The 20,606-nt window shown below is 56.8% G+C and carries 24 protein-coding genes and 3 pseudogenes; 13 read left to right on the forward strand and 14 right to left on the reverse strand.

Features of this window, described 5'->3' with window-relative positions; genetic code table 11:
* Positions 1–72: 72 nt before the first annotated feature.
* From mnmE to hemE, 6 genes are all read right to left on the reverse strand, one after another.
* Positions 73–1,359: a tRNA uridine-5-carboxymethylaminomethyl(34) synthesis GTPase MnmE gene (gene mnmE, locus AC0V6K_RS06755; RefSeq protein ID WP_472625826.1), complete on the reverse strand. Its 1,287-nt coding sequence runs from the start codon at positions 1,357–1,359 to the stop codon at positions 73–75.
* A 23-nt stretch (positions 1,360–1,382) separates the two neighbouring features.
* On the reverse strand, positions 1,383–1,634 hold the full coding sequence (locus tag AC0V6K_RS06760) for a DUF6489 family protein (protein WP_472625828.1): 252 nt from the start codon (positions 1,632–1,634) through the stop codon (positions 1,383–1,385).
* Between the two features lie 57 nt (positions 1,635–1,691).
* Positions 1,692–2,084, reverse strand: a complete 393-nt coding sequence (locus AC0V6K_RS06765; protein WP_472625830.1) for a BLUF domain-containing protein — start codon at positions 2,082–2,084, stop codon at positions 1,692–1,694.
* 75 nt (positions 2,085–2,159) lie between these two features.
* On the reverse strand, positions 2,160–3,425 hold the full coding sequence (rho, locus tag AC0V6K_RS06770; protein ID WP_472625832.1) for a transcription termination factor Rho: 1,266 nt from the start codon (positions 3,423–3,425) through the stop codon (positions 2,160–2,162).
* Between the two features lie 196 nt (positions 3,426–3,621).
* Positions 3,622–4,065, reverse strand: coding sequence for a CopD family protein (locus AC0V6K_RS06775; protein WP_472625834.1), 444 nt, complete (start codon positions 4,063–4,065; stop codon positions 3,622–3,624).
* A 1-nt stretch (position 4,066) separates the two neighbouring features.
* Positions 4,067–5,083, reverse strand: a complete 1,017-nt coding sequence (hemE, locus tag AC0V6K_RS06780) for a uroporphyrinogen decarboxylase (protein ID WP_472625836.1) — start codon at positions 5,081–5,083, stop codon at positions 4,067–4,069.
* A gap of 327 nt (positions 5,084–5,410) precedes the next feature.
* Here hemE and AC0V6K_RS06785 point away from each other — a divergent pair.
* From AC0V6K_RS06785 to AC0V6K_RS06825, 9 genes and pseudogenes are all read left to right on the forward strand, one after another.
* Positions 5,411–6,257 (forward strand): annotated as a pseudogene (locus AC0V6K_RS06785) (pyruvate, water dikinase regulatory protein).
* Entirely contained in the window at positions 6,254–6,862 is a 609-nt protein-coding gene (locus AC0V6K_RS06790) for a Maf family protein (RefSeq protein WP_472625838.1), read from the forward strand. The pseudogene AC0V6K_RS06785 and the gene AC0V6K_RS06790 overlap by 4 nt, the downstream one beginning before the upstream one ends.
* Complete coding sequence (locus tag AC0V6K_RS06795; protein WP_472625840.1) at positions 6,859–7,725, forward strand: shikimate dehydrogenase family protein; 867 nt, start codon at positions 6,859–6,861, stop codon at positions 7,723–7,725. Before AC0V6K_RS06790 ends, AC0V6K_RS06795 begins: the two co-directional genes overlap by 4 nt.
* 62 nt (positions 7,726–7,787) lie before the next feature.
* Positions 7,788–8,352: pseudogene (coaE, locus tag AC0V6K_RS06800) on the forward strand (dephospho-CoA kinase).
* Between the two features lie 53 nt (positions 8,353–8,405).
* Complete coding sequence (dnaQ, locus tag AC0V6K_RS06805) at positions 8,406–9,113, forward strand: DNA polymerase III subunit epsilon (RefSeq protein WP_472625842.1); 708 nt, start codon at positions 8,406–8,408, stop codon at positions 9,111–9,113.
* Positions 9,114–9,123: 10 nt separating this feature from the next.
* On the forward strand, positions 9,124–9,687 hold the full coding sequence (gene hpf / locus AC0V6K_RS06810) for a ribosome hibernation-promoting factor, HPF/YfiA family (RefSeq protein WP_472625844.1): 564 nt from the start codon (positions 9,124–9,126) through the stop codon (positions 9,685–9,687).
* Positions 9,688–9,835: 148 nt separating this feature from the next.
* Positions 9,836–10,297 carry a PTS sugar transporter subunit IIA gene (locus AC0V6K_RS06815; RefSeq protein ID WP_472625846.1) on the forward strand — a complete coding sequence of 154 codons (462 nt, stop codon included), beginning with the start codon at positions 9,836–9,838 and terminating at the stop codon, positions 10,295–10,297.
* Complete coding sequence (locus AC0V6K_RS06820) at positions 10,287–10,790, forward strand: PaaI family thioesterase (protein WP_472625848.1); 504 nt, start codon at positions 10,287–10,289, stop codon at positions 10,788–10,790. Before AC0V6K_RS06815 ends, AC0V6K_RS06820 begins: the two co-directional genes overlap by 11 nt.
* Entirely contained in the window at positions 10,787–11,122 is a 336-nt protein-coding gene (locus AC0V6K_RS06825) for a DUF1491 family protein (RefSeq protein WP_472625850.1), read from the forward strand. Before AC0V6K_RS06820 ends, AC0V6K_RS06825 begins: the two co-directional genes overlap by 4 nt.
* Here AC0V6K_RS06825 and xth read toward each other — a convergent pair.
* The 3 genes and pseudogenes from xth to AC0V6K_RS06840 all read right to left on the reverse strand — a co-directional run bounded on the left by xth (position 11,119) and on the right by AC0V6K_RS06840 (position 12,763).
* Positions 11,119–11,931: an exodeoxyribonuclease III gene (gene xth / locus AC0V6K_RS06830; RefSeq protein ID WP_472625852.1), complete on the reverse strand. Its 813-nt coding sequence runs from the start codon at positions 11,929–11,931 to the stop codon at positions 11,119–11,121. The two genes, AC0V6K_RS06825 and xth, sit on opposite strands and share 4 nt — an antisense overlap.
* Before the next feature lie 38 nt (positions 11,932–11,969).
* A pseudogene (gene erpA, locus AC0V6K_RS06835) lies at positions 11,970–12,298 on the reverse strand (iron-sulfur cluster insertion protein ErpA).
* A gap of 33 nt (positions 12,299–12,331) precedes the next feature.
* Complete coding sequence (locus tag AC0V6K_RS06840; RefSeq protein WP_472625854.1) at positions 12,332–12,763, reverse strand: CBS domain-containing protein; 432 nt, start codon at positions 12,761–12,763, stop codon at positions 12,332–12,334.
* A 48-nt stretch (positions 12,764–12,811) separates the two neighbouring features.
* Between AC0V6K_RS06840 and AC0V6K_RS06845 the strand changes: the two genes are divergently transcribed.
* Complete coding sequence (locus AC0V6K_RS06845) at positions 12,812–13,207, forward strand: hypothetical protein (protein WP_472625856.1); 396 nt, start codon at positions 12,812–12,814, stop codon at positions 13,205–13,207.
* On the opposite strand, the gene AC0V6K_RS06850 is transcribed toward AC0V6K_RS06845, so the two are convergent.
* The 4 genes from AC0V6K_RS06850 to AC0V6K_RS06865 are packed head-to-tail and all read right to left on the reverse strand — an operon-like array spanning position 13,208 to position 16,231.
* Positions 13,208–13,627, reverse strand: coding sequence for a (2Fe-2S) ferredoxin domain-containing protein (locus AC0V6K_RS06850; RefSeq protein WP_472625858.1), 420 nt, complete (start codon positions 13,625–13,627; stop codon positions 13,208–13,210).
* Between the two features lie 10 nt (positions 13,628–13,637).
* Entirely contained in the window at positions 13,638–14,117 is a 480-nt protein-coding gene (locus AC0V6K_RS06855; RefSeq protein WP_472625859.1) for a DUF2497 domain-containing protein, read from the reverse strand.
* Positions 14,118–14,162: 45 nt separating this feature from the next.
* Positions 14,163–15,635 carry a TolC family outer membrane protein gene (locus AC0V6K_RS06860; protein ID WP_472625861.1) on the reverse strand — a complete coding sequence of 491 codons (1,473 nt, stop codon included), beginning with the start codon at positions 15,633–15,635 and terminating at the stop codon, positions 14,163–14,165.
* Complete coding sequence (locus AC0V6K_RS06865) at positions 15,632–16,231, reverse strand: protein-L-isoaspartate O-methyltransferase family protein (protein ID WP_472625863.1); 600 nt, start codon at positions 16,229–16,231, stop codon at positions 15,632–15,634. Before AC0V6K_RS06865 ends, AC0V6K_RS06860 begins: the two co-directional genes overlap by 4 nt.
* A gap of 162 nt (positions 16,232–16,393) precedes the next feature.
* On the opposite strand from AC0V6K_RS06865, the gene fumC reads away from it, so the two are divergent.
* The 3 genes from fumC to AC0V6K_RS06880 all read left to right on the forward strand — a co-directional run bounded on the left by fumC (position 16,394) and on the right by AC0V6K_RS06880 (position 19,932).
* Positions 16,394–17,827 (forward strand): class II fumarate hydratase, encoded by a 1,434-nt coding sequence (gene fumC, locus AC0V6K_RS06870; RefSeq protein ID WP_472625865.1) that lies wholly within the window; start codon positions 16,394–16,396, stop codon positions 17,825–17,827.
* A gap of 121 nt (positions 17,828–17,948) precedes the next feature.
* Positions 17,949–19,184, forward strand: a complete 1,236-nt coding sequence (locus tag AC0V6K_RS06875) for a sensor histidine kinase (protein ID WP_472625867.1) — start codon at positions 17,949–17,951, stop codon at positions 19,182–19,184.
* On the forward strand, positions 19,177–19,932 hold the full coding sequence (locus tag AC0V6K_RS06880; protein WP_472625869.1) for a LytR/AlgR family response regulator transcription factor: 756 nt from the start codon (positions 19,177–19,179) through the stop codon (positions 19,930–19,932). The genes AC0V6K_RS06875 and AC0V6K_RS06880 overlap by 8 nt, the downstream gene beginning before the upstream one ends.
* Before the next feature lie 141 nt (positions 19,933–20,073).
* On the opposite strand, the gene AC0V6K_RS06885 is transcribed toward AC0V6K_RS06880, so the two are convergent.
* Positions 20,074–20,385, reverse strand: coding sequence for a UrcA family protein (locus tag AC0V6K_RS06885; RefSeq protein ID WP_472625871.1), 312 nt, complete (start codon positions 20,383–20,385; stop codon positions 20,074–20,076).
* Positions 20,386–20,606: the final 221 nt, after the last annotated feature.

Consider the following 20,606-nt stretch of genomic DNA (forward strand, 5'->3'; position numbering starts at 1 on the left):
AGCAGCGCAAATAGGGTTTCGACGCCCGCTCGTCAAAGGTGTTTCACGTGAAACATTGCCGTGCAGCTTGGCCTATTTGCCGATGCAGAACCGCCCAAACAATGCGTCGAGCATATCCTCGGTCGCCGCGCGTCCAATAAGACCATCAAAGGCGAGGCGAGCACGGCGTAGCTCTTCGCCCACCAGGAGGGGATCTTTCAAGCTTCGGCCAGACCTCAAAGCCCCCGCCGCGTTATCGATCAATGTATGTTGTCGTGCGCTCAAGGCGGCCTCTCCAGCCTTTGGCATGGCTGAACGTGCTTTGTGCACCAGCGCCTCCTTCAGAGCAGCAACACCCTCTCCAGACAAAGCAGAGACCGTGTAATCAGCCGAGAGCTTCGGCACGAAATCATCGGCATCCTTGCGTGCGGCAATTTCCCAAGCAGCTTCAGGTCCCTCATCCTCATCACCAAGCCACAAAACAAGATCGGCACCTGTAAAGGCGCGCCGCGCTCGCTCGATGCCCTCGGCTTCAATGGCATCAGTGGCGGTTGCGATATCATCCCGAACACCTGCCGTGTCGATAAAGCTGAAAGGAACACCACCAATCGCTACGTTTCGCTCGATAACGTCGCGCGTCGTGCCGGCGATAGGAGATGTAATTGCTGCCTCGCTTTCGACCAGCGCGTTGAAGAGCGTCGACTTCCCGGCATTCGGTGGTCCGGCCAAAACCACTCGGTAGCCATTCCTCAACGCCTCACTGCGCGGGCGCGCGAGCCAACTCCCCATTTCCTCAAGCAAGGCATCGATGTTCGACGTGAAGCTCTGAGGAAGCTCATCCACGTCGTCTTCGTCGGAGAAATCTAATGCGGCTTCAACTTGGGCTGACAACTGAAGGACTCGACTACGCCAGTCTTCAACCTGACCTGACACCACGCCGGTCGCGCTTGCCATAGCAGCGGCGCGCTGAAGCTCCGTCTCCGCCGAAAGGAGGTCCGCAAGCCCCTCGGCCTCAGCCAGATCAATCCGGCCATTGGCAAAGGCGCGGCGAGTGAATTCTCCGGGCTCAGCTGCCCGAAGACCATCCATAGCACTCAGAGCACCCTCAACTGCTGCAAGAACCGCCCTACCCCCATGACAATGCAGCTCTGCCAAGTCCTCGCCTGTCGCCGTGTTTGGTCCGGGAAACCAAAGAACGAGCGCTTCATCGAGAACACGGCCACCATTGTCCCGCAGCCGCGCCAATGACGCTCTGCGCTCTTCGATGGTCCGCCCAGTCATCCGATGCAGCGCCTCGCCCGCCATCGGACCACTCACGCGGATCACCCCTATGGCAGCGGGAGGAGACCCACTGGAGACTGCAAAGATGGTATCGGACATGGCTGCTGCGGCCTGCGAAGGCTCTAATCTTTGCCTTTTGAGCCGCCGCCAGGGCGCATCCCGCTTTCCATGAAGTTCTGGAACATTTTCAGTCCCATCTGCCCCATTGGTGCCAAGGCTTGTGCGTATTGCTGAAGTTGGTCGGGGCTGCTCACACCCTGCATCGCCTTGGTGATGTTCTCGACATAAGCGTTGTTAGCCTCAGTCACATCGGGAAGACCCATAAACGCGCGCGCTTCCTCGGGCGTGCAATCAATCTCGATATTCACTTTCATGGTTCTCTCCTGGCGGTTCTTTTGCTTTTAGACCGAGAAGCGCCGAGCCATCAAAAGTCAGTTCAGCACCGCAAAGTTCATAATCAAACGGCGAGTTTCCGGATCGAGTGCCTCCGGCAAGTCCGCATCAAGGTTGCTACGCCGCTTTTCGACGGAATCTGCAATCGTGATCCGGCGCATCGCCCAATCAGGACAGGCGCGATCTTCCACCTCTTTCCGGCTCAACATTGATACACCGCTATGGCGAGGATCGTAGGCAATGCGCGTCATCAGAGCGACCAATTGAGACTCGTCACCTTCCAGCAATTGCAGGAAGTTACGCCCGTTGTAGAGCAATAATCCAGTGATACCCCGAGCAGGGTTGTTGCGCGTGCTGCTCGCAAGGATTTCGTCAACCTGCTCGCGAGTCATATCCGGCGCAGTGCTGATATAGAGATACTGACTAAGCATGTGCTGATTGCCATAAGGCCGAGGTCGCGCTTTGCCAACATTGCTTTCTGGCGTGCGCAACCCCGGAGATAACCCCTACTGATTCATCGTGTCGAAGAAGTCTTCGTTGGTCTTGGAGTCCTTCATCTTGTCGAGGAGGAATTCCATCGCATCGATCGTGCCCATCTGCATGAGAATACGGCGCAGGACCCACATTTTCGACAGCTTGTCTTTCTCGACCAGCAGCTCTTCCTTCCGAGTGCCGGACTTGCCTACATCCAGAGCCGGGAAGATGCGCTTATCAGAGACCTTGCGATCAAGGACGATTTCGGAGTTACCCGTGCCCTTGAATTCTTCAAAGATCACCTCGTCCATGCGGCTGCCCGTATCGATCAGCGCGGTGGCAATGATCGAAAGCGAACCACCCTCTTCAATGTTTCGCGCAGCACCAAAGAAACGTTTCGGACGCTGAAGCGCGTTGGCATCAACACCACCCGTAAGAACCTTGCCTGAGCTTGGAACAACAGTGTTGTACGCGCGGCCAAGGCGGGTGATTGAATCGAGCAGGATAACCACATCCTTCTTATGCTCAACCAAGCGTTTTGCCTTTTCAATAACCATTTCAGCTACTTGAACGTGGCGATTGGCAGGTTCATCGAAGGTGGAAGAGATAACTTCGCCGTTCACACTGCGCTGCATGTCGGTGACTTCCTCGGGACGCTCATCGACCAGCAGAACCAGAAGGAACACCTCAGGATGATTGTCGGTGATCGCTTTGGCAATGTTCTGCAGCAGAACCGTTTTACCGGTACGCGGCGGCGCGACAATCAGTGCGCGCTGACCCTTACCCTGCGGCGACACAATATCGATCACCCGCGCGGACTTATCCTTCACCGTGGGGTCGAGCGTATCGAGATTGAGCTTCTGCTCCGGATACAGCGGCGTAAGGTTGTCAAAGTTGGTCCGCATGCGAACTTGCTGCGGATCTTCGTAGTTTACCGTCGCGAGGCCGGTCAGCGCGAAGTAGCGTTCGCCTTCTTTTGGCGCTCGAATTTCGCCTTCGACCGTATCACCGGTGCGCAGGCCCCATTTGCGGATCTGGTTGGGAGATACATAGATATCGTCCGGTCCTGCGAGATAGTTTGCTTCGGGCGAACGCAGGAAACCAAAGCCGTCCTGCAGCACTTCGATCGTGCCGATACCCATGATCTTTTCTTCGTACTCTTCATCCTCCGCGAGTTCGCGCAGGATGCTGAAGAGCAGGTCCTGACGGCGCATGGTCGATGCGCTTTCAACGCCCAGCTCTTCTGCCATAGCGACAAGCTCGGCCGGAGTTTTGAGTTTCAAGTCTTTGAGATGCATTGTGAAATCAATCCAATTGGTGGAAGTGGCCGGCCAGTCAATACCTCTTTGGACGAGGCGCTCCTTGAAAATGTGATCTTGGGATCAATAGGAGCTGGGCTTGGAGAAAGCAGACAGGCAACGTCGTCGCGACGATGCGGAAGCCGGAATTGAGAACTGCAAAATATGACCCGCAGCCGCGTTGGTCAATCGCGAATCAGAAGGGTTTCAGATAAACCAGGGCCACGATCAGTATAAGAAGCAAACCTGGCACCTCGCCAAACATACGGCACTGCTTCTCTGTCAACGGCCGCTCACCCCGTGCCATCTTCTTGGTCTGCGCAACCAGCCAACCGTGATAGCCCGTAAGCACAAGGACCAATGTCACCTTGGCGTGGAACCAACCTTGAGTGAACGCGCCCAAGGCATATGCGAGCAAGAGCCCAAGCAACCAGACGATAATCAGGCTCGGCGTCAGAATAATCTTGCGGAGCTTGCCCATCCGCTCGGCCCATTTCGCCTCGCCTTCGCTGCCCGAGGCGTGATCGAGCATGTAGATGCATTGGCGCGGCAGCATGAACAATCCAGCAAGCCAGAACACCATAAAGATGACATGGCCGATCTTGACCCATGGATAGATCGAGAGAACGAACTCCTGCATCTTACCCTCTGACCGCCTTCAGCAGCTCGTGCACATGCTCAATTGGCGTAAACTGGCCGATGCCGTGACCCAAATTGAACACCTGCGGACGGTCTTCAAATGCATTAAGGATCGCGCGAACCCTCTCAGGCAGCATCGGGCCACCAGCTTCGACCAGCAGCGGATCTAGATTGCCCTGCACCGGCATGCCATCAGGCAATTCCGCGTGAACCCAAGTGGGATCGAGCGTTTCATCCATTCCTATCGCATCAACACCCGTTTCTCGTGCATAGGCCGCTAGTTTTGAACCAGCGCCTTTCGGAAAGCCAATTACAGGTGTGTCTGGATGCGATTGCTTGATCTGAGCAGTTATCTCGGCATTTGGCGCAACAACCCACCGCTCAAATTCGTCTGGCGCCAAGCTTCCGGCCCAACTGTCAAACAGCTGCACCGCTTCAGCGCCCGCATCAATTTGCCCACGCAAATACTCGACCGAGACTTGGATGATCGCGTCGACGATCGCCTGCATCCGCGCCGGATCCTGATAGGCGAGCAAACGCGCCGGACCCTGATCCTTTGAACCCTGCCCGGCGATCATATAGGTAGCGACGGTCCACGGAGACCCTGCAAAGCCAAGCATCGTCACTTGGTCGGAAATCATCGAGCGCGTCAGCCGCACTGTCTCATAAATCGGATCGAAGCGCTCTTTAGTCTCGGTGAAATCACTCAACTCGGATTCAAGAAGCGTCGGACTGAGATGCGGTCCCTCGCCCGCGAGAAATGCGAGTCCCTGTCCCATTGCGTGCGGAACAATCAGAATGTCAGAGAAAAGGATCGCTCCATCAAACCCAAACCGTCGGATCGGCTGCACGGTGATCTCTGCCGCGGCTTCGCTATCATAAACTAGCTCAAGGAAGCCGCCCTTCTCTGCACGAAGTTCCCTGTATTCAGGGAGATAGCGACCAGCTTGACGCATGAGCCAGACAGGAGCGACATCAGGTTTGGCACCCTTAAGGGTATCGAGAAGCGGACCAGGCATGGAGTTCCTCTAATCTAAAATTATATATTTTTAAAAGGATTGATGGAGTGTGTTGGCCCTGTGGAAACTGGGTACAAACGATCCCTGCCTGATTTCTCCCGTGCTGAACACCCCGTTAGCCATATTGCGACTCTGCAGGATCCTTGAGTCAAACGGATTCTATCCACGCTATCCCAAGCCTGTCCAAAACCGTTGCCCCATGTCGGCAAGTGCCCCGAGAATTTTTGCCGGATCGGGGGTGTTTTTTCGTGCCCGGCTTGTCCGCAATTCTCTCCCGTGGTTTATGCCATGGTCTATCCACAAGCCGCCGGACGCATCGCCCGACTCATGAATCGCCTTAACCTGCATCTTGTCTCGGATCTCGACCGGGGAAACGCTGGAGATGATTGCGAAAGCGGCGCTGGCGCAGTTCGACGATCCTGATGTGGCGCGCCACTTTTGGCCGATGGTGCGTTCCAAACAGCATCTTGACCGGATTGTGCCCGATCTGGCGGATAATCCGGGGTTGGTTCTGTTCACTTTGGTGAATCCTGAAACCCGCGCGCGGTTGGAAGAGCACTGTCGCCATCTTGGTCTGCCTGCTGTGCCTGTGCTGGATCAGGTGACGGCATCCCTAGAAGCACAATTGGGACAAGAGGCGCACGGTCGCCCCGGCCGTCAGCACTCGATGGATGATGCCTATTTCAAGCGGGTCGAGGCGATTCAGTACACGATCGCTCATGATGATGGCGTCGGGCATGAAGATTGGGAGCAGGCCGATATCGTTCTTGCCGGTGTGTCTCGCAGTTCAAAGACGCCGACGAGCATTTATCTCGCCAATCGCGGGTACAAAACCGCCAATATCCCTCTGGTCGTAGAAAGTCCGCCGCCCCCCGCCCTGTTCGGCTTGCGCAATCCTTTGGTCGTGGGTTTGACCACGGCACCCGAGCGATTGGTACAAATTCGCCGCAACCGGCTTCTTTCGCTCAATGAGGGCACGGAAACCTCATATGTCGATAACGATAAGGTAAAGAGCGAACTTCAGTTCGCGCGCCGGATGTTTGCTGACAATGGCTGGCCGGTAATTGACGTCACACGGCGCTCAATCGAGGAAAGCGCTGCGGCCATTATTCGGCTTGCGCAAGAACGTGAGCGTCGAGAGAAGCCGGTGGACGGAGTGTCCAAACCGATATGACCGATACGGACATGCGCTGCGCGCTAATTCTCGCCTCAAAGTCTGCGTCACGCAAAGCGATGCTGGATGCGGCTGGTGTTACCTATGACGCAATTCCTGCCGAAATCGATGAACGTGCGGTCGAAGCGAGTTTGAATGATGTAGCGGCGCCGGAAATCGCCGAAGCACTAAGTGTCGCCAAAGCGGCGGCATTGACCAATGAGTTTCCCGAAACACTGGTTTTAGGCAGCGACTCTCTTGTGGTTGTCGAGGGTCAGAGGTTTGATAAACCCACGTCGCGTGAGAATGCCGCAGAGCATTTGCGTTTCTTCTCGAACAGAACACTCGAACTCCACAGCGCGGCCGCCTTGGTGCGCGGCGATACCTGCGAATGGAGCCATGCCGATGTCGCATATCTGCAAGTTCGTGATTTGAGCGACGAATTCATCGAGCATTATCTGAGCATCGAATGGCCAGAGGTCGGTTTTACAGTCGGCGTTTTCCGGATTGAGGCGATGGGCGTACAACTTTTCGATACCATTGAAGGCGATCAGTTCAGCATTTTGGGTATGCCACTGCTTCCCTTGCTGGGAGCATTGCGTGATTTGGGTGCGTTGCGCGCATGAGCGAAGACACAGACCTGCCTTACGCAGAGGTGATCGGTGACCCGATCAGCCAGTCCAAGTCTCCTCTGATCCATGGTTTCTGGCTCAAGAAGCTTGAAATTGAGGGGCAATATGGCGCGCGCGCCGTGACGCGAGACACGATCGCGGAGTATTTAGCGCAAAGGCGTGCCGATCAGAATTGGCGTGGTTGCAATGTAACGATGCCACTCAAACAGGCGATCATCCCGTTCCTCGATCGCGTCGAGCCACAAGCAATGGAGATCGGCGCAGTGAACACCATCTATCGCGACGGTGATCAGTTAGTGGGCGCAAACACTGATGTTGAAGGCTTCCTTGAGCCAATCCGCCCCTATCTGGCGCGGCAGCACCTCTTTAGAATGGCTCGAGTTCTCGGCACAGGTGGCGCTGCACGAGCTATTATCTCGGCGTTGAAGAATGAGGGCTTCGTTCTTGTGCTTGCTGGCCGCAATGTTGGTAAGGCGCGCAAGCTTCTTGCCGAGCTAACTACGCCCGAAGACAATTTCACCGCGCCTTTGGCCATGTTTGCGAAGCCCACCGACTTTGCCTTTGATGATCGCGAAGGGTGCCTTGATTTGATCGTGAATGCTTCTCCCCTTGGGATGCGAGGTCAGCCAAACCTGCAATTCGATATGAGTCACGCCCCGCCGGGGAGCATTGTCTATGACATAGTGACAGATCCTGTGGAGACTGACCTGCTGCGAGCGGCAAAAGAAGCGGGGTTCACCACTATTGGTGGGCTCACCATGCTGGTGGGCCAGGCAGCTGCCGCTTTTGAGAAGTTCTTCGGTCAGGAACCTCCGCGCGATCTGGATCACGAATTGATCGATAGGCTGACCGCATGAATGGTAACCCAGAGATTGCTGAGAAGCGGCCTAAACTGATCGGCCTCACAGGCTCAATTGGTATGGGCAAATCGACGGTTGCCGCCATGTTCGAGCGTGCTGGCGTCCCTGTTTTCGATGCCGATGCAAGTGTACGCCAAATGCAGGGTCCTGATGGCGAATTATTGCCTGCCATTGAGGAGGCATTTCCGGGGTCAACGAGTCCAAACGGTGTAGACCGCGAAAAGCTGGGCGAGCTCGTTTTTGCAGACAAGGAAGCACTCGGGCGGTTGGAAGCTATCGTGCATCCGGCTGTTGGTGCAAAGCGAGCGGCGTTTCTCGAGGAGAACGCCGATCAACCAATGGTCCTGTTTGATATACCCCTACTTTATGAGGGCAACAGTGCGGCGATGTTGGATGCGGTTGTGGTGGTGTCTGCTCCCGCGGATGTTCAACGAGAACGGGTTTTGGCGCGTCCGGGCATGACACCGGAAAAGTTCGAGCACATTCTTGGTCTGCAAGTGCCGGATCTCGCGCAAACGAGAATTGGCGGACCATATAATCGATACAGGTACATCCCTCGAGGAGACCGAGAATCAAGTTAAGGCACTGATTTACAGACTTTTATCTAATGTCACACCAGGATAGACAATCAATTCCACCTCTTGCACAAACCCCCAAATGGGCAGATAGTCCGACTAATGCGTGAGATTGTTTTCGACACCGAAACCACCGGCCTAGACCCCAAAACGGGGGACCGGATGGTCGAAATGGGATGTGTTGAGATGGTTGGCCGGGTGGCAACCGGAAAAACATACCACGCCTACTACAATCCGGAACGCGATATGCCCGCCGCTGCCGAAGCGGTTCACGGCCTTTCCATCAGCTTTCTCGAAGGCAAACCGCTTTTCAGCGAGACAGTTGATGAATTGCTCGAATTTCTCGGCAACGCACCTTTGGTGGCGCACAACGCAGGCTTCGATTTCGGATTTTTGAATGCGGAGTTAGAGCGGATCGGTCGTGAGCCGATTTCAATGGATCGTATGGTTGATACCGTTGCCATCGCTCGAAAAAAGCACCCCGGCGCAAAGCTCTCGCTTGATGCGCTTTGCACCCGCTATGGCATTGATCGCAGCCACCGCGTGAAGCACGGCGCGCTGCTTGATGCGGAGCTGCTATCTCAGGTTTATGTCGAACTGACCGGCGGGCGACAGATTGGCCTTGAACTGGCTGCAGGTGAGCCTGCGCAGGACACCACGGGAAGCACAGCCGAACGGATAGCTTATCCGAGCACAGTGTCGGCCAAACGCCCGTTCCGCAAGCCGCGCCCACATGCCGCTTCGCCTGACGAGCTGGAGCGCCACAAAGAGTTTATGTCCAAGATCGAAGGGGCGATCTGGGCACAATAGGAGAGCGATTATGGAAATCCGGATTTCAGGTCACCAGGTTCAAACCGGTGCCGCGCTGCAAGAACATGCCAGCGACCGTCTGGAAGACATAGTCGACAAGTATTTTGACCGCGCGATTTCCTCTCACGTCACTTTTGGTAAAGGCGACGCCGGCGCGTTTCGCTGTGATATCGTGACCCATGTGATGCAGGGTCTGATCTTAAAGGCGCAGGGTAATGCGCACGACGCGCATGTATCTTTCGATGATGCTGCGGCGAAGATCGAGAAACAGCTGCGGCGCTACAAGAGGCGCCTGAAAGATCGGCACGAACAGGCCGATCACGCGCGTGCGGCCGAAGAAGCGGCCTACACCATCTTCGCCTCAGAAGAGAGTGAAGAGGAAATCACTGCCGATTCACCGCCGATCATCGCCGAAACCAGCACCGATATCCCGACTTGCAGTGTTGCGGACGCGGTGATGACTTTGGATCTGCGCGACACGCCAGCGCTTTTCTTCAAAAATGCTGGCACTGACAGGCATAATATGGTTTATCGCCGCGCTGACGGCTCGATCGGATGGGTTGAGCCTTGCTAAGGATGCTTTCGACCCGGGTCCGAACGAACGAGACCAGCGAGCGAATGGGAGTCCTGCCAGACAATCCGGGATCGTCACTACACCCCCGCCGGTGGCTTTTCTAAGTGTCTGGTAAATATGATAGAAATACGGGATCATTAGAGTACCAATGCAAATTGACTTTGTGCTGCACCCCGACGCAGTGGCCCTTCGAAATCTTGAGACAAAACGGGACGTTCTCAACGAACTCTCGCAGCTTTTTGCTGACGTCTACGGCTTGGATTCGGTCGCTGTATGCGATGGTCTCGAGCAGCGAGAAGCGCTTGGAAGCACTGGTTTTGGCCGTGGGGTCGCAATTCCACACTGTCGTAGCGCCGATGTTAAACGCCCAACGGTTGCTTTGCTGAAATTGGAGCATCCGGTCGATTTTGCCGCTGCTGATGCCATGCCGGTATCGCTGGTCTTCGGACTTGTGTCCCCGGAGAATGCAGGTGCCACACATCTCCATGCTTTGGCAGCTATTTCCCGCCCGACGCGCGATGAGGCTATGCTTCAAACGCTGCTGGATGCGCCGGATAGCGACGCGCTCTTTTCGGTGCTGACCAACCAGTTTTTGCGTGATGCCGCCTGATAGCATTCGCGAGACGGGAAGCGCTTCGGATGCAAGCGCGGCGGACCAACATTTCCGCGCCCTTGAACGACTCTATGCTTCGGCCCCGATCAACCAAAAGTTCGATTCTCGCCTCGAGATTGTTGCTCAGGGGCTATCCCGCTTGCACTTCAATGTAAGCGAGACCGACTATCACGCCGCCGGTGCTGCGCATGGCACGGTCTATTTCAAGATGCTCGATGATGCGGCGTTTTATGCGGCGAATACGCTGGCGACGGATCGCTTTCTGCTCACCACGAGCTTCAACCTTCATTTCACGAAGCCTGTGCGCGAAGGTCCTGTGACCGCTGAAGGCAAATGGGTTAGCGGCAAGCGACGCGTGTTTGTCGCGGAGTCACGTTTGGTTGATGCAGAGGGCGATGAGATCGGGCGCGGAACTGGCACCTTCATGCGTTCCCGCATCGCGCTTTCCAGTTTACCGGGCTATTCGCCGGGTGCATCCGGCCCCGAATGACTGCACGGCTCCCAGCCCACCTCGAAGTAAGCGCGATGATCCGGCTCGCGGAAACGCGGGGCGGTTCGGGGATGGTTCTGTCCAAAGGCGAGCGTGATGCGGGTACGATCCTGTTGGTCACCATGCGGCGCGGGCAGGACGCGGAACTGTTCGAACGGATGCCCCAGCTTGATGGCACCCGCAGTTTCTCCCGCACCAAAGCGCAGGAAGCAGACAAGCCTTTCGAGTTTTCCGAATATCTGGAGCGACGCCGCAATCAGGATCCCGATATCTGGATCGTTGAAATCGACGTGGATGATCCCGACGCGTTTCGCGCCGAACTGCCAGCTTAGTCCCGCAATACTGCCCATACCGGCGCATGGTCGCTGGCTTTTTCGCGCCCGCGATGGTCGCGATCGACCCCGACAGATGCCAGTCGGTCCGCCAACTCTGGCGTCAGCAGGATGTGGTCAATCCGGAAACCGTGATCGCGTTGCCATGCGCCTGCTTGATAGTCCCAATAGGTCCAGACCCCGCCGCGCGGATTGAGTGTGCGCATGGTATCGGTCCACCCATCCGCAAGCAGCCGGGCATAGGCGGCGCGGCTTTCGGGCTGCATGAGTGCGTCGCTGGCCATGGCTTTGACTGAAAAAGTGTCATCATCTTCAGGAATGACATTGTAATCGCCGAGGACCGCGGCGGGCACTTCTTCTGCCCAAATAGCAGCCATTCGCGCTCGCAACTTTTCCATCCAGGCGAGTTTGTAGTCGAACTTGGGTCCGGGATGCGGGTTTCCGTTCGGAAGGTAGATGCAAACGATGCGGGTGGCTGGCCCACCGTCCTTGCTCACATCAACTTCAAGGTAACGCGCTTGTTCGCCCTCACCCTCTTTCGGACCGTTTATGCCTAAGCCGCGCTGCACCTCTGCTGGCGCGTCATAGCCTGCCTCTTTGTCGGTAAGGATAGCCACGCCGTTAAAGGATTTTTGGCCGTGGGTAAGCACGTGATAGCCGAGCCCCTCAAGCTCTTCGCGCGGGAAGCCTTCATCCTGACTTTTGATTTCTTGCAGGCAGGCGACCGAAGGCCTGGTTTCCGAGAGCCATTCTTTGAGACGCGGCAGGCGCGCTTTCACACCGTTGATGTTGAATGTGGCGATTTTCATGGCAATCTTACTGCCCGAACTCGCCCGCCGGGTCTAACTTAAATCCCGAAACTTGAGCCGCATCCACAACCGGCTGCGGCGTTGGGGTTTTCGACGCGGAACGCCGCGCCGCCCAGTGATTCTACGAAGTCGACGACACTACCACCAACCAGATCGAGACTGACCGGATCAACGACGAGCTTCACGCCGCTCGTTTCGCTGACCATGTCATCGCCTTCGGCCGCTTCGGCGAGGTCAAACTTGTATTGGAAACCAGAACAGCCGCCCCCTCGACCGAGAGCCGTAAAATTGCAGGCTTGGTCTGCTTTTCAGCGATAAACGCGACGCGTTTGGCAGCCGCCTCGGTAAGGGTCAGTGTTTCAGCCATCACGAGACCATTTAGGGTGCGTGGTGCAGTTCCTCAAGCGGTCTGGATATAGCTGCGCAAAGCCTCGGCTTCATGCTCGACCTCGTCAATTTTGTTCTTCACTAGATCGCCAATTGAAATGAACGCCAGAAGTGCTCCATTCTCCACCACAGGGAAGTGGCGGAAACGCCGGCGAGTCATCAGTGCGAGCGCATCGTCGATGGTCGTCGATGGTTCCACCGTAACCGGGGGCGAGGTCATAATATCCTCCACCTTCAGGTGCAGGCAATGCTCTCCGGACTTTGCAAGCTGATAGATCACATCACGCTCGGAAATGATTCCGGCGATCGTCCCGGCGCGCAGGACGGGAAGTGCACCGATCCGCTGACCAGCGAGCATCTGGATCGCTTCGGAAACTGGGGTCGATACATCGCAGGAGATAATGTCGGCGGGCGAACGCCCCTCGATAATGCGGGCTATAGTCATGGGCCGTCTCCTTTCTTGAATCAGGAAGGTGCCATTTTTATCGGCAAAATGCGAGTCTGGCCGTCTTCAGGGGCGCGGCTGGCTCTAAACCATTGCAATGCGGGCTATCGCACCGCATGTGGGGCCAATGGTTCAGAAGTCCCCCTCGATGATCCTGAAAACGCGGCTTATGCGTGGGCGCGTTATCGCCAGATCATGAAAATGCTGATGGCCGTCACGATGGTGACCGTGCTGATCGCGATTGGTCTACTCTACGCCTATAATGGCATGATTTCGGTCCACTTCTATATCGCGGTGGCGCTTGGGATCAGCTTCACGATGCTATTGGGTGGCGGGCTGATGGGGCTTGTTTTCCTGTCCAACGGGACCGGTCATGATGATTCGGTCGACAATCGTCTGCCAAGCCGCGACGAGCTGTGGTCCAAGGGTGAGGACGAGGACTGATCAGACTGCGCCGGGCGGTGTGAGTCGATAATCTTCCACCGGCACGCCGCCGATCAAATGCTCTTGGATAATCCGCTCCAGCACTTGTGGAGAGCAGGAGTGGTACCAAACCCCTTCGGGCCACACGACTGCAACCGGCCCAGCGCCGCAAATTTGCAAGCAATCGGCTTTGGTTCGCTGTATTCCACCTCCGAGGCCTCGCGGGTGATCGGAAGTGCGTTTGGGTCCGCCCAAACCTAGCTCTTTGAGCCGGTCTTTGAGATATTGCCACGCGGCTGCGCCGTCTTCTCGAGCGCAGCATTTCTGTTTTTCCGAAAGCGCGCACAGGAAGATATGGCGTTCGATCCCGTCGCCGGGCTTGGCACCGCCATACTTTTTCGCCAGCGCGGTTTGCGCGGCGAGCAGGTTCTGATCATTCATGGTGTGTAAGTTAGGGGCGCTTGCCGACGATGCGAGCGATTTCCGCCTGAACCATCTCTTCGACCATGCCGGGCATGTTCTTATCGAGCCATTCAGCCAGCATCGGGCGCAGTAGCTCGCGAGTCAGCCCTTCGAGCGAGGTCTCGCCAGAACGCACAATCTGTGGCTTGGCCCCGGGCGCCGCCAGAGTTGCGAGCGCAGAGAGGTTTTCTTTCATTGCGCTGCGCGCTTCTTCGCGGATCAGCGAATCGTAGCCGTCTTCAACAGCCTCGTCGTCCGCAGCCAGCTCCATGTCGGCCAGATCAAGGATCTCTTCGACCACGGCCTCTTCTTCGGGTTCCTGCGCCGCCTTGGCGCGATCAGCGGCTTCGTCGGCATCCGCCTGACGTTGACGACGAACATCAACGGCCGTGTCACGGTTGTCGCGCGCGATCACCTTCTTGATCGACTCAAGAATTTCCTCAACCGAAGCTTCGTTGTGCTGCGCCATGCGTCGTATCCAGCCCTGTTTCCCCGAATCAGCGCCACACGATGGTTAATCGCCTGGCTCCAATGTTGGGCCAAATGATGCGTCTGCGGGTGGAATGTCAACGGTTCTCGTTGATTTGGGTTCGGCTTTCTCAGGCCGATCCCAGTCCCAGATGTTGTTGCGCACCGAATCATAATTGACGACGGGGTCGTAAAGTGGGCCGCCGATATCGAGGTTGAGATCGCGTGCCTCCGCACGGCCCATCAACGCCAGAAGATTGAACCCGGCGACATAGGCATTGCGCCGCGCGGTGACCAATTGCGCCCGCGCGACAAGCAATTCCTGTTCCGCGTTTAGGACATCAAGCACGGTCCGGTTGCCGATCGAGTTCTCAGCGCGCACCCCTTCAAGACTGACTTCTGCGGCTTCCACCGCCTTCTCGGCACTAACAATCGCGGCATTTGCACCACGCCAATTGGCGTAGGTCGCGCGGGTTGCGCGAATGGTTTCGCGTTCAGTCTCGATGATCTGTTCAAGCGCAGAGGTTTCTCGTGCGCTGGCCTGTCGCTCGCGCGCTGCCGGCAGTCCACCTTGAAACAGCGGGAAGGTAACGCGCACGCCAACATTGGCGGTTGTTTCGCTCTGTGCGAAGTTCGCAGACGTCGGGCCGCCCAGCGTCCCATAGAAATCGCTGTAATCGCCATTGGCGAAGAGGCTGACGGTTGGCTTCCGGCCGGCGCCCGCTGCTTTGGTGTCGTAACCGGCAGCTCTTGCTGCGTCCTTGGTCGCGATCAGAGCGGGGTTGTTATCAAGCGCTACGGTAACCGCTTCACTGGCTGATTTAGGCATGCCCTGAAGTGGTGGCGGTGCTTGCAGCTCTCCGGCGGGCCTTCCAACCAATTGGATGTACGTCTCGCGCGCGCCGATCAGGTTTGCTTCTGCAGTGCGAAGATCACCCTCTGCCTGTGCGAAACGTGATTGAGACTGCGCGACATCGGTGCGCGTCAAATCACCGATCTCAAATCGGTCGCTGGTCGCCTCGACATTGACACCCAGAACATCAACTTGGTTCGCGGCCAATGCGACCAAGGCTTCGGTGCGGAGCACGTCCATGTAGGCAACGACGACATTCGTGAAGAGGAGACTCTCGGCATTGCGCAATTGCGCGCGTCCAGCCAGCACGCGTTGCTCTGCAGCCTGAATGTTGTTCTTCACCGCACCGCCCGAATAAATGGGCATCAGAACCTGCGCATTCACGCCAAGGTTTCGTGCCGGAGCGGTGAATGAGTTCGCTGATCGACGGACAAACTCGATGTGTGTTGCCGTCACGGTCGCGCTGGGAAGCGCTTGCGCTCTAGCGATAGGCACGCCTTCATCGGTCGCCTTCTGATCCGCGCGCGCCTGTTCGATAGTCGGGTTCGTTTTGTAGGCTGAAACCAATGCTTCGCGCAGCGTATCAGCATGCGCCGGCGATGCCGCCGCCAGAGCCGTCAGACTACTCCCGATCAGAGCTATACGAAGGCGACCCGCTCCGCTCACGAAAAGGACCAGCCCTTTGCCTTGGCAAATTGGCTAAGAACGGGGATGCCGAGATCCTCGACTGGCTGAAGCGAAACATGTCCGGCAACCTTGCGGCCGGAAGAAAGCCGAGTGACCTGTCGCAGAAGTTGGCCTGATACAATTCGGCCTCCCTCAGCAAGCTTCTTGGCAAGGCCATCAGGGAGCTGTTCGATCGCTCCGTCGACGACGATCAGGCTGAACTCGCCCTTCACTTTGGGTTTGGACGCCGCTTCATCGGCAGAGATGGTGTCCACTTTGGTCACCAACGGCCCAATAAGCGCCGTCAGATATCCGGTTCCGCCATCAACAACCAAAACTGTGTCATCAGTCTTCGGCGCCGCTTCGAGCAGTAGTTTGCCGTAGAACAGGGGTGAGGCGAGCGCACCGCCATCAACCGCAACCGAGCGGTCAATATACGCCAGTGCCGCTTTATCTTCAGGCACGAAGTCCTCGCGTGGCACCGCCATCATACGGGCAAGGACATATTCCTCGTTCACGCCGCTGGTGCGCAATTGGCTGTCGATCATGGCCTTGCGCGCCGTGCCTGTATCCAGAGTGGTTGCAGTCGTAGTCATACTATCTCCGTGAAGCTGTATTACTCACGCAATACAGTGCGTCAACCCTTCTCTAGCTATCCGTGTGTGCAGTTCCAAGCCATTTGGTGCTGTTGTCCTTTGACCTCTAGGCCAAGCGGTGCAAATGGGGCCGCACATTCGACCGGGATAAGGAACGCTTCGATGAGTGACATTACCAATGACGGGCAAATTTTCGGTGCGACAGGCAAGGTTCGCATCGAAAGCGATTCGCTGGGCGACGTCGCTGTGCCCGTTGATGCGCATTGGGGGGCACAGACCCAGCGCAGTCTAGCCAATTTTGATATCGGCACTGAGAAGATGCCTGCGCCGCTGGTGAAAGCGCTGGGAATCCAGAAGCAGTCGGCGGCCAAGGCTAATATGGATCTGGGCGTTCTCGATACGAAGCTGGGTGATGCTATTGTCGCTGCGGCCGCGGAAGTGATTGACTCGACTCTCGCTGATCAATTCCCGCTCGCCGTATGGCAGACCGGCTCTGGCACCCAGTCGAATATGAACGCCAACGAAGTCATCGCCAGTCGCGCGAACCAAATCCTCACCGGGACGCATGGCGGCAAGGAACCGGTCCACCCCAACGATCACTGCAATATGGGGCAGAGCTCGAATGACACGTTCCCGACGGCAATGCATATCGCTGCGGCGTGTGAGACAATCGAGCAGCTGATCCCTGCGCTCGGTACGTTGCACGGGGCGCTGGACGCCAAAGCCACAGCGTTTGCCGACATCGTCAAGATCGGCCGCACTCACTTGCAGGATGCCACCCCGCTGACTCTGGGTCAGGAATTTTCGGGTTACGCCAAGCAGGTGGAATATTCGATTGTCCGACTGGAGAATGCCCTTCCCCGCGTGCTTGAACTGGCGCAAGGCGGCACGGCGGTAGGCACCGGCATCAACTCGAAAGCGGGATTTGCTGAAAAGTTTGCCGCGCACGTCGCTGCGGCCACCGGCCATGACTTTGTTACTGCGCCAAACAAGTTTGAGGCGCTGGCAGCGCATGACGCGCTGGTCGAACTCTCAGGCGCGCTCAATTCTACCGCCGTCAGCTTAATGAAGGTAGCCAACGACATCCGCCTCCTGGGCTCCGGCCCGCGGTCAGGTCTTGGTGAGATTGCACTTCCCGCCAATGAGCCGGGTTCCTCAATCATGCCGGGCAAGGTCAACCCGACCCAGTGCGAAGCGCTGACTATGGTTTGTGCGCAAGTGATGGGCAATTACACGACCGTGAGCGTCGCCGGATCGCACGGACACCTTGAACTCAACGTGTTCAAGCCCGTGATGATCAACGCCACGTTGCAATCAATCCGCCTGCTGGCCGATTCCGCCCGCAGCTTCACGACTAATTGCGTCGAGGGTATTGAGGCCAATACTGCACGGATCGACAAGCTGATGAACGAAAGCCTGATGCTTGTTACCGCGCTCAACCCGCATATCGGATATGATAATGCGGCTAAGATCGCGAAAAAGGCCCATGCTGATGGCACGACTTTGAAAGAAGCGGGGCTGGAGCTGGGCCTGCTGACAGAAGAGCAGTTTTCCGAATGGATTAAGCCGCGCGAGATGATCAAGCCACGCGACTAATGAGCTGCGACTGATTGCTGCTTTAGTTCGTAACTTTCGACCAACGCCTGACTCTGCCCGATGATGCGCCCTGCACTATCTTGGCGGAGCGGGCTTGGCGGGTCTATGGCTCGGCTCGTCCATGGATAAAGCACAACCCACCGATCAAAGGCCCACAGTGCCGTTTCGCGTCGTCCTGATTTCGGCGGTTGCGTTGTGGGCGGTCTATTTCGCGCTCATCACAGCGCGCGGACTGATCGTGGGAATGGACTTCGACTTCGAAGTTGTCTGGCGCCGGAGTGTGGTATGCTTGGTTGGTGTGATGGTCACATTGGTCCTGTGGCTCATCATGCGGCTGTTCGAAGGCCGAAAACGCCTAATTATGATGCTCGTGGCTTTAGTGGCTGCCTTGCCAGGCGCAGTGTTGATTGCGCAGGTCAATCAGACGCTCTTCATGCCAATTGTGCAGAAGATGGAGCAAGAGTTTGCCGAGCAGCGTGGCTTTACGATTCGCCGCGATGAATCGGGCAATCTGCTTGCAGAGATTGAGCAACCGCGCGGTTGGGTTCCAGATAAGAGCCAAAAATGGGATCCTGCCAATCCACCTGTGATCACCTTCACGCTGCAGGATGCCAAAGATAAGGCGGGCAAGTGGGCGCCGCTTATCGATGCGGGCCTTAGCCGATATTATATCCTTTTAACTTGGGCAGCGCTGTACATCGCGATGCTCGCCATTGCACAGACACGGGCGGCTGAACGGCGAGAGCAGGAGTTCCGTTCGGCTGCCAAAGCGGCCGAGCTCCGTTCGCTGCGCTATCAGGTGAACCCGCATTTCCTGTTCAACACACTTAATTCGCTTTCTGCGCTGGTGATGACAGGGAAGAAGGAGCGCGCTGAGCAGATGATTCAATCGATCAGCCGTTTCTATCGCCACAGCCTTGCCGATGAGCCGACAAGTGATGTGGCTCTGGTCGATGAGTTCGATTTGCAGCGCCAGTACCTCGATATTGAAGCGGTGCGTTTTCCCGAGCGCCTCAATTGTGTGTTCGATCTCCCTGATGATTTGACCGACGCCCGCGTGCCGGGAATGATCTTGCAGCCGCTGGTTGAGAATTCGGTGAAATATGCAGTGTCGGCGGTGAACCGCAAAGTGACCATCAAGCTAGCCGCGCGCGAGGAATTTGATCGATTGGTCATCACAGTTTCCGATGATGGCCCTGGTGTTCCCCCAGGTACATCGCATGGCTTCGGCATAGGGTTGGCTAATGTAAAAGACCGCCTCGAGGCCCGCTTTGGACATGATATTGGCTTTGCATCAGATCCCGTACACGGAGGATACGTCACCGAAATGCGTATTCCATTGACCCGCCATGGCTGACACCGAAACCACACAGACAAAGCTCCGCACGCTTATCGTCGATGATGAGCCGCTCGCGGTAGAGCGCATCCAAGTGATTTGCGCGGAACTGCCTGCCATCAACGTGGTGGGGACAGCCAGCGATGGCGCCGCCGCATTGAGGCTCGCCGAAAAGCTGACCCCTGATCTCGTTCTCCTTGACATGACAATGCCCGAGCTGGACGGATTGGGCGTTGCCCGCAAATTTGCAGAGCAAGACAAACCACCAGCTGTCATTTTTGTCACTGCACATGAGCATTTCGCGGTCGAAGCGTTCGACCTTGAAGCAATTGATTATGTCTTGAAGCCCGTCGCCGCAGACAGGCTTGAACGTGCGATCGAACGCGCCATTGCGCGTAGCGGTGAAAGCAAGGAAGCGGCCAGCGAATGGCTGGACGAATTGTGGGTCCCGCATCGCTCAGAACTGCTGCGTATCGCTGTAAAAGAGGTGCATCGCATCGATGCAGAACGCGATTATGTGCGTCTGCATGTCGGTGATGCCGAACAAGGACGTTCATATCTTTTGCTGCAGACAATCGCAGGTCTGGAACAACGGTTGGATCCTGACGAGTTCATCCGCATCCACCGTTCCACGATCCTGCGCAAGGACAACATTCGCGGATTGCGGCATGATGGTCTGGGCGTTTGGTCTGCCGAGCTTCAGAATGGTGATGCGCTTCGTATTGGCCGGACCTACCTGAGCAAAGTGAAAGCAATGGCGGGGCGCTAATCGTCCGACCATTTGCAAAGCACCCTCTCACAATTGAAAAAGTAAACGGCCCAAACCCCGGGACTAGGAGGGTTTGGGCCGTCTGAAATGCACCACCGTTTCGGGTCGGTAGGGGGTGCGGTAGCGCTTTGGCTGGTCGGATCAGCCGCCGCGCTGTTGTTCTGCCACCGCGCTGGCGACCTGTTGCTTCGCACTAGCGAGCGCCTTGCGGTAGCATGAGCGCGCCGAGAGCGATTTAATGCGTGAACCAGCGGTCGAAATGTTCTCGACGCCGCAGACTTTCCGGGCTGCTGCTTTCACACGCCGATCAAGCATTTCCTGACCTTCGATGGTTGAAAGGTCGAGGCCAGCAGTGGTCACGGTCGTCGTGTTGACAAGGCGTTCGCCGGCCAGTGCAGGGGTGGCAGTGACGGCAAGACCGATTGTTGCGGCGGCTAGGGTAAACATCTTCATTTCAATTCTCCTCCAACAGGGCACTTCTGTTCGATGGGGGTATCGAACCGGGGGGTGAGAAGCGGCCTGTTGAGAGAAGGAATACTCCCAGCGGCATCTCGGATCATCCCAACCTCGACCTTGCGCCCATTCTGCTCGACCGAATTCACGGCACAATGACCGGCGCATTATTCGTGCCGACAAATGGATGTTTCGCGCCGACGAGCGTTTACGCAATATTG

The sequence above is a fragment of the Erythrobacter sp. S43 genome (assembly GCF_057364955.1).